The organism is Sulfuricurvum sp. (assembly GCF_028712165.1).
GTDB lineage: Bacteria > Campylobacterota > Campylobacteria > Campylobacterales > Sulfurimonadaceae > Sulfuricurvum.
This window is the reverse complement of sequence record NZ_JAQTQR010000004.1, coordinates 23157-35164: the sequence shown is the minus strand read 5'-3', so window position 1 is coordinate 35164 and position 12008 is coordinate 23157. Positions and strand designations below refer to the sequence as shown.

12 protein-coding genes are annotated in these 12008 nt (G+C 43.8%); 6 read left to right on the top strand and 6 right to left on the bottom strand.

The window, feature by feature from the left end; genetic code table 11:
* Positions 1–30 precede the first annotated feature (30 nt).
* From PHP90_RS01195 to folE, 4 genes are all read right to left on the bottom strand, one after another.
* On the bottom strand, positions 31–1005 hold the full coding sequence (locus PHP90_RS01195) for an iron-sulfur cluster assembly scaffold protein (RefSeq protein ID WP_299924013.1): 975 nt from the start codon (positions 1003–1005) through the stop codon (positions 31–33).
* Positions 1006–1016: 11 nt separating this feature from the next.
* Positions 1017–2231, bottom strand: coding sequence for a NifS family cysteine desulfurase (locus tag PHP90_RS01190; protein ID WP_299924010.1), 1215 nt, complete (start codon positions 2229–2231; stop codon positions 1017–1019).
* Between the two features lie 127 nt (positions 2232–2358).
* Positions 2359–3666 carry a flagellar protein export ATPase FliI gene (gene fliI, locus PHP90_RS01185; protein ID WP_299924007.1) on the bottom strand — a complete coding sequence of 436 codons (1308 nt, stop codon included), beginning with the start codon at positions 3664–3666 and terminating at the stop codon, positions 2359–2361.
* Positions 3667–3669: 3 nt separating this feature from the next.
* A complete protein-coding gene (gene folE, locus PHP90_RS01180) occupies positions 3670–4269 on the bottom strand; it encodes a GTP cyclohydrolase I FolE (protein ID WP_299924004.1) in 600 nt (199 codons plus the stop codon).
* A 126-nt stretch (positions 4270–4395) separates the two neighbouring features.
* On the opposite strand from folE, the gene tig reads away from it, so the two are divergent.
* The 6 genes from tig (at position 4396) to PHP90_RS01150 (ending at position 9878) form a co-directional block, all read left to right on the top strand.
* Positions 4396–5697: a trigger factor gene (gene tig, locus PHP90_RS01175; protein WP_299924001.1), complete on the top strand. Its 1302-nt coding sequence runs from the start codon at positions 4396–4398 to the stop codon at positions 5695–5697.
* Positions 5697–6293 carry an ATP-dependent Clp endopeptidase proteolytic subunit ClpP gene (gene clpP / locus PHP90_RS01170; RefSeq protein ID WP_299923998.1) on the top strand — a complete coding sequence of 199 codons (597 nt, stop codon included), beginning with the start codon at positions 5697–5699 and terminating at the stop codon, positions 6291–6293. The genes tig and clpP overlap by 1 nt, the downstream gene beginning before the upstream one ends.
* A 10-nt stretch (positions 6294–6303) precedes the next feature.
* Complete coding sequence (locus PHP90_RS01165) at positions 6304–7335, top strand: diguanylate cyclase (protein ID WP_299923995.1); 1032 nt, start codon at positions 6304–6306, stop codon at positions 7333–7335.
* Between the two features lie 7 nt (positions 7336–7342).
* On the top strand, positions 7343–7858 hold the full coding sequence (gene def / locus PHP90_RS01160) for a peptide deformylase (RefSeq protein WP_299923992.1): 516 nt from the start codon (positions 7343–7345) through the stop codon (positions 7856–7858).
* Between the two features lie 199 nt (positions 7859–8057).
* The gene (locus tag PHP90_RS01155; protein WP_299923989.1) at positions 8058–8297 is read left to right on the top strand and encodes a hypothetical protein; all 240 of its coding nucleotides are present in this window, start codon (positions 8058–8060) and stop codon (positions 8295–8297) included.
* Positions 8298–8369: 72 nt separating this feature from the next.
* Positions 8370–9878 carry a YifB family Mg chelatase-like AAA ATPase gene (locus PHP90_RS01150; RefSeq protein ID WP_299923986.1) on the top strand — a complete coding sequence of 503 codons (1509 nt, stop codon included), beginning with the start codon at positions 8370–8372 and terminating at the stop codon, positions 9876–9878.
* A gap of 60 nt (positions 9879–9938) precedes the next feature.
* Here PHP90_RS01150 and PHP90_RS01145 read toward each other — a convergent pair whose 3' ends face one another.
* Entirely contained in the window at positions 9939–10697 is a 759-nt protein-coding gene (locus tag PHP90_RS01145; protein WP_299923983.1) for a glutamine amidotransferase, read from the bottom strand.
* 170 nt (positions 10698–10867) lie between these two features.
* Complete coding sequence (locus PHP90_RS01140) at positions 10868–11971, bottom strand: YeiH family protein (protein WP_299923980.1); 1104 nt, start codon at positions 11969–11971, stop codon at positions 10868–10870.
* Positions 11972–12008: the final 37 nt, after the last annotated feature.

Sequence of the window (12008 nt, the reverse complement as noted above, 5' to 3'; positions counted from 1 at the left end):
TCCCGCATAAGCGGGAATAAGAAGAACGTATTAAATTGGTAATACGCGGATTTTCTGAGAAAGTTTTTCTTTGAGTGTCGCTTCGATCGCATACAATGTTCCGGTACTTGAACTCGCACATCCATTACATGCACCCAAATAACGGATATAGACATCGATATATTCCGGAGAGTCTTTAATATCGATAACTTCCATATTACCGCCGTCCATGACCAAGAACTGTCGGATGGAATCATCCACAACACTGTCAATCGCTTTGATTTTCTGTACCAGTGTCATTGATTCAAAGTCACCCATCGCTCCGGCATCTGCAGCGGAACGCATTTTCTCTTGATCCATTTCAGCACGTACATCAGCGAGAATGTCAACAAGATAGTATTCACGCGCTTCATGTCCGCCCGGTTTGATACAAGACTTACAAAAGCCGCCAGCTTTCGTATAATCGGTTACCTGCTCAACCGTTTTAAGATCATTGAGCTTAATGACTTCACGCAACGTTCCAAGACTTACACGGGCACATTCGCACACGATAATCTCATCTTCGAAACTGTTCTCATCCACACCGAGGTAAAGCCCTGCTGCTTTTTTGATAACATCATATGCCATAACCGAACAGTGCATTTTTTGAGGTGGAACAGCTGGAGTTTCCGGATCGTCACGAAGTGCTTTTTCCACATCGATATTCGTAATTTTGACCGCTTCTTGAACCGTTTTTCCGATACAAAGCTCTGCCATCATATCTGAACTTGCAATCGCCGTACCGCACCCGAAACTTTTGAATTTTGATTTTACAATTGTATCCGTAGCAGGATCGACCGCCCAGTATAAACGGACGGCATCACCGCAACTCTCCGCTCCAAAATCGGCAACGATCAGTTTGTGTCCTTCCGCTGCAGCTTCTTCTTCGCTGATTTCACCTTGATTATGAGGGTTATTCATCAACGTAGTTACTTTATTTGAGTACTGATCCCAAAGAGATCCGCCCAATAGATCATTTTTTGCCATAGTGGTTCCTTTTAATGGTGAATGTGACATTCTCCGGCTTCGCCGCCGGGAGTCGGTTGTACTTTTGCATACGAACTTGAAATTGCCCGTAAGCGTTTTACCGCATTTTCAAATCGCTCAATGACATAATCAATCTCTTCATCCGTAGTAAAACGGCTGAGGCTGAGACGTATTCCCGTATGCGCAAGCTCATTGTCCGCACCGATCGCGAGCATAACAGTATTCGCTTCCAAACTCTCAGATGCACAGGCAGAGCCCGTAGAAGCACCGATCAGGGCATTGTTCAAATCCCAAAGCATTCCCTCGCCCTCAACGCCGCGAATGGAAATAAGAATGGTATTCGGGGTACGGTTATCACGATTTCCGACAACCATAACATCGCTTAGTCCTGCAAGGAGTGCGTCTTCAAGACGATCACGTTTTGCACGGATACTTGCCATTTTTTCTTCGATATTCTCTGTCGCGAGTTCAATAGCTTTTCCCATTCCAATGATGTATGGAACATTCAAGGTACCCGAACGGCGTCCCCCCATATGTTCACCACCGTGCAATAGCGGGGTAAGTTCTTCAGAGTTACGAATATAAAGTGCTCCGATCCCTTTAGGTCCATGGAATTTATGGGCAGATAAAGACATAAAGTCAACGTGGACATCTTGCATATTTACAGGGATCTTACCTACGGCTTGAACACCATCCGTGTGGAAAAGAACCCCTTTCTCTTTACAAATTTCGCCGATCTCTTTGATCGGAAAAATCATTCCGGTTTCGTTATTTGCCCACATAACCGAAACAAGTGCCGTTTTATCGGTGATAAAACTGCGAAGTGTATGTGCTTCGACAATCCCTTGATCATTTACAGGAAGATAGGTTACTTTAACCCCTTGCTCTTCGAGAAATTTACAGGTGGAGAGAACCGAAGGGTGTTCAATCTCAGTGGTAACGATATGATTTTTATCTCCGTTGAGGATTTTGTCTATCCATACGGATTTAAGAACCCAATTGTTTGATTCTGTCGCACAAGAGGTAAAGATGATATCATCCTTATCGCTCGCATTGATCGCTTTGTACATTTGATTGATCGCTTTGGTGATTGCCGGATGTGATGCGGTACCAAAACGGTGAAGTGAGTTGGGATTTCCATAGACTTCACTAAAGTACGGGATCATCGCCTCTACGACGGCAGGGTCAACCATCGTTGTCGCGTTGTTGTCTAAATAGACTTGCATTGTATGCTCCTCAGGGGGTTTCTAATAAAAGACTAAATTAGTCTTGTTTAACTTTTGGGATAATAGTGCAAACGATGTTATATTCACCTTAAGGGTTTTTTATGCTTAGACTGCTTTAAGGAATCAATCAACTCCCCATCAAATCGATCAACTGATCGATAGTCTCTTGGAAGTGGGAAATACTCATAGACTCTTGAGAAAGAAACGCTTCCATTTTGGCTTTTTTAGCCATTGCTTCATCCAGTTCCCTATCGGTCCCCTGTACATATGCACCGATCCGAATTAACATCTCATTCTCTTTTAACAGTGTATAGAGACGTCGGAAACGTCTAACGGCAGCAAGATGTTCCGGAGTAATAATATCATTCATTACCCTCGAAGCGGAATTCAGAATATGAATCGGAGGGTAAATACCGAAATCGGTCAATTCGCGAGAGAGGACAATGTGTCCATCCAAAATCGATCGTGATTGATCGGCGATCGGATCACTCAAATCATCTCCTTCGACGAGTACCGTGAAAAAAGCGGTAATCGAACCGTTCCCTTCCTCTTTACCTGCACGTTCCATCAATTGCGGCAACAGTGTAAGAGATGATGGGGGATACCCTTTCGAGGTAGGAGGTTCTCCGAGAGCCAGACCGATCTCCCGCTGCGCCATTGCAAAACGGGTTACCGAATCCATCATAAAAAGGACATCATGCCCTTTGCCTTTAAAATACTCCGCCACACTCATCGCACTAAACGCACCGTATTTCCGCATAAGCGGTGAATCGTCACTCGTCGCAACGACCAAAACGGTGTTTTCGAGATTGCCGCCGAGCGATTTTTCGATAAATTCGGGGACTTCACGTCCCCGCTCCCCGATCAAGGCTACCACTTTGATCGGTGCATCGGCGCCACGGACAATCATCCCCATCAACGTCGATTTACCAACCCCGCTTCCTGCAAAAATCCCGAGTTTTTGCCCTTTCCCGCAAGTGAGCAATCCATCGATCGTTTTCACCCCGACACTGAACGGTTCATCGATCATTCCCCGCTTCATTGCCGCAATAGGGGCTTTAATGATCGACTCGAGATGGGTTCCTCCGATAGGCCCTTTTCCGTCGATAGGGTTCATAAACGGATCAACGACCCGTCCCAACAGAGCCTCTCCGACTTCGATCATCATTCCGGTCTGATTCGGATAGACTTTGTCTCCGGCACGAAATCCTTCGATAAATCGAAACGGTGTTATGAAAAAACGGTTGCGTTCTACTTCGCTCACCATCCCCATAGCCTCTGCACCATTGACTTCTGAGATCATCAGCACGGTATCACCGATACTGACATGCAGCCCTTCCGCAACAATGACGGTAGGACTGATTTTCGTCACTGTACCGAATACGGTTGTGAGCTTTTCAATCCCTAAACGGCTGCGAAGTGCTTTTAACGGCATAATTTAGTAGCGGTTACCGCTAGAGGAATTGATGAGGCTGAAAAATTCCATCCGCGTTTTTTCATCACGTTTAAACAATCCGCGCAATGCACTCGAAGTCGTCGTCGAACTGATTTTTTGAACCCCGCGCATCTCCATACACATGTGGCGTGCCTGAATAACAACCGCAACCCCTTTTGGAGAGACCGCTTCCATCAGCGCATCGGCTATTTGTTCGGTGAGCTGCTCTTGGATTTGCATCCGCCGTGCAAAAACGTCCACCACGCGTGGAATCTTGGAGAGCCCGACTACTTTTCCGTCCGGGATATACGCCACATGCGCACGACCGATAATCGGAAGAAGATGATGCTCGCAAGTTGAGTAAAATTCGATATCTTTGATCAATACCATTTCATCATTGCTGCTGGAAAACATAGCAGAATTCAAAATAGTCTGCGGATCTTCCTGATAGCCGCCGAACATAAACTCATACGCTTTCAATACACGGCCGGGGGTCTTTTCCAACCCCTCACGGTTTACGTCTTCTCCGACATAGCGCATCATGGTTTTGACCGCTTCTTCAAAATTTTGTTGATCTTTTGGGTTTGACATCGATTCTCTCATGCTGAATATTATTAATAGGACTGTATCATGTCTTTGCTTTTATTTTAATTCAGCGTACAATTAACCCTTTTTGGATATTATTGCCCCCATTTGATCACATAGTGACATAACAGCAAAAGGGATTCAATGCAAATTACAACCAATAAAATCGACTCAGCCAACGCAAAAATCAATGCGGCTATCACTCGCGGTACCATCGATAGCAACATCGAAAAAATCGCCAATCAACTCTCTAAAGATGTAAAAATTGCCGGTTTCCGCAAAGGAAAAGTCCCCGTCAGTGCGGTGAAAAAGCAATACGGTGAGCGTTTGGTTCAAGATGCCGAAGCGCAAGCGTTACGCGACCTTTTGAGCGCAGCTCTCGAAGAGATGAAAATCGCTTCTGATACATTAATCGGTGAACCTCAAATTTCTAAATTTGAAAAAAACGACAACGGTATTGATGTTGAAGTTATCGTTGCTACCCGCCCTTCAATCGAACTCGGTGACTACGCAGCGATGGTTCCGGATGTAACCAAACCTGCTATCGACGACGCTGCTATCACTGCGCGTATCGAAGAACTCGCATCAGCGCAAGCACCTTTGGTCAATGTCGATGAAGACCGTGCGCTTGTAAGCGGCGACACAGCCCTTCTTGATTTTGAAGGGTTCGTTGACGGCGAAGCATTCGAGGGGGGGAAAGCTGAAAACTTCGCTCTTCGTCTCGGAAGCGGCCAATTTATCCCGGGATTTGAAGATCAAGTTATCGGTATGAAAAAAGATGAAGAAAAAACCATCGACGTCACGTTCCCTGAAAACTACGGCGGAGCAAAACTAGCGGGAAAACCGGCTCAATTTAAAGTAAAAATCAATGCGATCCAAACCAAAGAAGCGGTAGTCATCGATGACGAATTGGCGAAAAAAATGCTTCCTGGATTTGACGATGCAAGCGTTGATATGCTCAAAGAAAAAGTGAAAGAACAACTTCAAAGTGAAGCAATGAGTAGCCTCTACAACGATGAACTCAAACCTAATTTGATGGAAACATTTGTATCTGCATACACTATTGATCTTCCGGAGTTCATCGTAGAACAAGAGATGGATATGGCACTCAATAAAAAAGCACGCGACTTAAGCGAAGCGCAACTCGAAGAACTCCGCAACGATGCTGAACAAGTAAAAGCAATGCGTGAAACGTTCCGCGACGATGCATGCCGCGCGGTTAAAGCAACCTTCATTGTTGATGCTTTGGCAAAAGCTGAAAACATCATCGTTAACGAGCAAGAATTGATGCAAACAATCTATTACGAAGCAATGCAAATGGGTCAAGATCCTGCTGCGGTTTACAAACACTACCAAGAATCCGGGTATCTTCCTGCCATTCAAATGGCGATGATCGAAGATCGTGTGTTGAGTAAATTGCTTAACGATAAAATCAAAGAGGCATAATGAGCTATATCCCTTACGTCATTGAAAAAACGGGGCGCGGAGAGCGCTCATATGATATCTATTCACGTCTTCTCAAAGACCGTATTATCATGCTCAGCGGAGAGGTAAACGACCCTGTTGCCTCTTCTATTGTGGCACAATTGCTCTTTTTGGAAGCGGAAGATCCACAAAAAGATATCTATTTTTATATCAACTCTCCCGGTGGTGTTATCACCTCGGGAATGGCAATCTATGATACGATGAACTACATCCGTCCGGATGTCTGTACTATTTGTATCGGTCAAGCGGCATCCATGGGTGCATTCTTGCTCAGCTCAGGTGCAAAAGGAAAACGTTATGCCCTGCCTCATGCACGTATCATGATCCATCAACCTCTCGGCGGTGCACAAGGCCAGGCAACCGATATCGAGATTCAAGCGAAAGAAATTTTACGTATGAAAGCAGAGCTCAACGAGATTTTGGCTAAAAACTGCGGGCAAAGCGTTAAGAAACTTGAAAAAGATACCGATCGTGATAACTTCATGTCAGCTGCTGAAGCGGTGACTTATGGTATCATCGACGAAGTACTTGTTCAAAAAGAAAAAGAAGAGAAGTAAAGGCTAAAAGATGGCGACGATCGCTGATCCTAAACGCTCACAACGCCAAAGCGGCGAAGAGGGATTTATCAGTGCCAATTCTTTAGGTGATCCTACCAGCGATCTTGAAATATTCGCAAAAGAGGTCCTCACCGCCCTTATCTCGGATAATCTCCCCCCTACTCCTAATAATTTTTCACTCTATTTCGACCGTATTTTGGAAGAAAAAAGTGAAAGTCTTCGCCGTCAAATCGGTGCAATCTTAGAGCTTGAAGAAAATAATGAAGATGAAAAAAGCATTGAGCTGGAAAAAACTCTCAAACGCGGATTTTCCTCAGTCAAAAGTATTCTTCAACTCAGCGCTACCTTGTACAAAAACATCTCCCTTATGGAGAAAATTTTGGACAAACGAAAAGAAGAGATCAAAAATATCCCTTCTTTGAGCGGAGCAAACGATTTACTTGCCTCATTGGGGAATGATGTCGGCAAACTAAGCGGTATCCTGAAAAAACAGGTTACCCATATGAAGACTATTTATGATGAGACTGCGAGCATCGTCAAGCAAGTTGAAAACGAGACGATCTTTGACAACCAATTTGGAGTTTATAACAAACGCTATCTTATTATGAGACTCGAACAAGAGTGTCATCTTATCGATGAATTCAAGCATAAAAGCTCACTGATTACCGTACGTCTCTCCAAAGATGCCAATGCGATTCAAAGCGAAAAAGCACAGCAGCTGATGGTACGAACGGTTGCCCGATTGCTTCTCAAAACATCACGACGCAGTGATGTTGTTGCCCACTACGGGGAAGGTATATTTGCTATGGTACTCAAACATACCGATTTGGAGAGTGCAAAGCGAGCTTCAGAGCGTCTATTTGACCTTGTCGCCTCCAGTAACTTTTTCCTAGCTGAGCAGGAAATTCAACTGCGTATCGCCATCGGCGTCGCTGAGCTTAATTCATCCGTCGGAGTTGAGCAAACTCTCGTATGCACATTAAACGCTATGGAAGCGGCAGACAAGGAACCTACCCTCCGCTACATGGTCTGCAATTCGTAAGGTCACTATGATTCTCCCAATTATTACTTATCCAGACAAACAACTTAAAACCCGTTCCCTTGAGGTAACCAATTTTGATGGCTTGCTGCACCGTTTTTTAGATGATATGTATGAAACCATGATGAGTTCAAACGGAATCGGATTAGCCTCGATACAGGTTGCGAACCCTATTCGTGCCATTATCCTCTGTATACCTGATGAAGACGGAAAACAGCACAAAGAGAATCTCATCGAAATTATCAACCCAGTTATCCATACTCCAAGAGGAAATGTCTTATATCAAGAAGGGTGTTTAAGTGTCCCAGGTTTCTACGAGGATGTTGAGCGATACGAATCACTTACCCTCCACTACCAAGATCGACATGGTGAACCTTGTGTACTCCATGCGACAGACCTTCTTTCCATCGCAATCCAGCACGAAATCGATCATTTGGAAGGGAAACTTTTCATCGAAAAACTCTCCTATTATCGCCGGAAAAAATTTGAAAAAGAGTATAAAAAAGCTCAAAAAGAGAAAAAATAACCTTTTCATAAATATTGCAATATGCAATATTTATTTTTTCCTACCCTACTTTTGATACAATTACCTCGTTTAATATAACTTTATCAGTTAAATGCAGTTATATTTAGAAGCTTAAATTTTTTATCCGTTCTGAAAAACAGTAATAGTATTTATTTTAAGGGCATTACAATATACCGACAATTCATTTTGGAGGTGTACGATGAAACTCCTGCTCAATAAAAAATACTACAGCATCTATCTGGTTGGGGCTATTATTTCAGCCTGCTTCCTCTTTATGTTTTTCAGTACCGTAGCTGTATTAAAAAATATAGGCGGTGGAAAAACAAGTGCAGACATAGCGCTCGAAAAAGCCAAACAAAATTGCGATAGGAAAAAGGGCGAATTAGTACAGTTGAGTAAGCAAAATCCTCTTAATACGACTTGTATTGCTCAGAGGTAAGACAGATACTGAACAACTGGCCTACACGTTTATTCCCACTATCCTATTGCTCTAACAAACAATGGAGTAGGGATGAAACAATTGCAATGCGCAACATTCGAAGGAATAGACGCTAAAACCGTGGAGGTTCAATTTACCGCTACGAAAGGGCTTCCGGCCTTTACCATTGTCGGTATGGCCAATACCGCAATCACCGAGTCCAAAGAGCGGGTTAAATCTGCCCTTTTGAGCAACGGTTTCACATTTCCACCAAAACGGCTCACTGTTAATCTGGCTCCTAGCGATTTGCGCAAAGAAGGCTCCCATTTCGACCTTCCTATCGCGGCACTCATTGCATTAGAAAACTATGACGGGAATATAGAAGATTGGTACGTATTTGGAGAACTGGGGCTGGATGGGAATGTTACCGAAAATACCCTACTCTACCCTATCATTCTCTCTTTGGCGAATCAAGGGGCAATTACACGCGCTATTGTCCCCAACATAAGCTTGCCTAAACTCTCTAAAATACCGGGAATTGAATTTTTCGGAGTTAACTCCCTTACCGATACGCTCAATCTGTTACGTGCCGAAGAACTTCCAAAATCCCAGTCACATGTTTCCTCTTTTGATTTTAATCACGTCATCCATAATGATCAAACCTATTATTTTCATCAGCATTACCCCCTTGATTTTAGTGAAATCAAAGGACAGGAACACGCCAAGCGCTCTGCTTTGATCGCGGCATGCGGAATGCATAATCTTCTCTTGGAAGGTTCCCCTGGATCGGGTAAATCGATGATTGCCAAACGGTTGGTTCATATCATGCCTCCTCTTCATAACGATGAAATGCTCGAATGTGCCAAACTTGAGATATTGGAAGGCAAAGAGCCGACCTTTACCCCTTCACGCCCTTTTCGCTCACCGCATCACTCCAGTACTGGGGCAAGTATCTTCGGTGGCGGCACACATAAAGCACAAATTGGTGAAGTAGGATTGGCACATGGGGGAATACTGTTCTTTGACGAACTTCCCCACTTTTCCAAAAGTGTTCTTGAGGCATTACGCGAGCCATTGGAAGATCGCCATATCCGCATCTCACGTGTCAATACAAAAGTGACCTATGATGCCAATTTTTTATTTGTTGCGGCGATGAACCCCTGCCCTTGCGGAAATCTCTTCAGTACTTCCGTAGCCTGTCGATGCAGTGATTTGGAAATCAATCGATATAAATCACGTCTCTCGGACCCTTTTTTGGATCGCATCGACCTGTATGTGCAAATGCATGCTGTCAGTTCCGAAGATAAATCCAGTGTCACTTCACACGATCTTCATACGATCGTACGTCAGGCCTTTTTACGTCAAAAACAACGGGGGCAAGAACGACTCAACGGTGCGCTAAGCGATGCTGAGATAGCACAATACTGTCCATTAAATTCAGAAGCTCAGCAGGTAATCGATCAGGCGATAGGAAGATTCGGATTATCATTTCGGGCAGTAAGCCGAGTTCTTAAAGTAGCTCGGACGATCGCCGATATCGAAGACTCTGAAGAGATTAGGAAAGGACATTTATTAGAAGCATTGAGTTATCGAAAAAGATAATTTATCTAAACTAAATCGGAATCACTGACGCAAAATTCTAAATGCTCTCATTGAGAATGGTTAATATTGTCCAACTAGGCTCTCAAATTTTTTCAAAAGCGCATTGGACTCCTCTGTTTCTTGCAATTGCTCAAGCAATTTCTGTTTTTGTTCTACGTCAAACTTCTCTGTTTTCGCAACTTCTTCAATATAAGCGTTCATAATAGCTCTAGTAAACTCCGGATGAAATTGAACGCCCCAAGCACATTTTCCAATCCTGAACGCATGATTTTCATCATGTGAATTATAGGCAAGCTTTACAGCACAGCAAGGGAGTTCCAATACCGTCTGAGAGTGAATCGTATGGGCAAATAAACGATCAGGAAGTTCACAGAACAGCGGATCATCTTGAATATCTTCAGTGAGCTTGATTTCTACCGTACCGATCTCCATACCGTTAGGATGATAATCCGATACGCCGCCTAAAGATTTAGCGAGCAGTTGATGCCCGTAACATATTGCCAAGAGTGGAATTTTTTGATGCACTACGTCTCTAAGCCACTGAGCAGTTTTTTGACTCCATACGTCTTCATCTGTCACCATCGAGTGAGACCCAGTCAGGATGATACCGTCACACGCTCTCAGATCGGGCAAAGACTCCCCTGCTTGTACATTCACCGTGAATGGGCTGGATTGTGTCAGATCCAATCGGCTGATAATCCAATCTTCAAAATCATTAAAATCAGCGCGTGTTGCAGAAAAAGTCGAACCTGTTTTTACGATACAGATATTTTTCATGAGACTCATTTTTTTCATGATATTGTAATCGGTAACATTCATAGATGAACACTGTGACAAGTGTAAAATTTATACAATTGTTCATTGCGCTGTTGTCATATCTGAATTTGAAAAAATTGAACTGATCGTGAAGTATCTCTATGCTTTTAAAATATTTGCCATAGAGTTTAAAAGCCTGAAATGAAGCGGGGGGGGTTCCCCCGAGGAAGAAATTAAAACGTTGCTACAACCCATTGGGTAATAACGAAACCGCCCACTACCAACCAGATAAACATGGAACCTGCCGCATAAATAGGAGCCAATCCCAACCCTTTGAATTTTGAGAACCGTGTTCCCATTCCAAGAGCCGTCATTGCCATCGTTAGCAAGAACGTATCGACCATATTGATATTTGCGATCGCAGAACTGATTGTTGTTGCAATCGCTTCACCCGCATGTGCATCTGTAAAATTCAGGATAAGTGAATTAACGCCGGCCATACCGATAAAATAAACGGCGAACCAAGGGATCACCAGTTTAACACCGCCTCCGGTTGTTCCGCTTTTCTTAGCTGCATATGAGAGATAGATTCCCAATACAATCAACATCGGAGCGATCAAAATAACACGCGTCATTTTAACAATAACCGCTGTATTTGCCATTGATTGATCGGCACCCGGAATAGATGCAGGTACAGCTACAACTTGAGCTACTTCATGGATTGTACCGCCTACATACATTCCAAACGTTGAAGGGTCCATATGTAAAAAGCCTGTGGCAGGAACGATGATAGCAGCATACAGTACAGGATACAAAAACATGGAGATGGTTCCAAAAAGAACGACCATGGATACAGCGATTGCAGCCTTGTGCTCTTCACTTTTTAGTACCGGCTCGGTTGCCAAGACTGCTGCCGCGCCGCATACCGATGCACCGGCGGCAGTCAGCATTGACGTGTCGCGATCAAGTTTAAAAAACTTTTGAGATAAAAAAGTTCCGAGAATAAATGTGGTAGAAAGCATGATCAAAGAGACCATAAATCCCTCTATTCCCACTTGCTCGATTTGCTGAAATGTAATCCGAAAACCGTAAAACACGATTGCAAAACGGAGAATCTTCTTACCGGAAAAGGTAATCCCCCCTTCCCAAACGGAAGGGATACGGTTATGCAGGGTATTGGCAAAAAAGATCCCCAATACAATCCCCACTACTAACGGTGAAATTCCAAGATTTTTAATAATACCGATGTCGGCGATCATCGTTGCGGCAGCGGCAAAGATAGCGACAAACAGGATACCGCTGAGGGTACCTTTACGCTTTGCGGGTGAAAACGGCATAGCTTCTCCTATAAAATTTATTTTATGACATTATAGG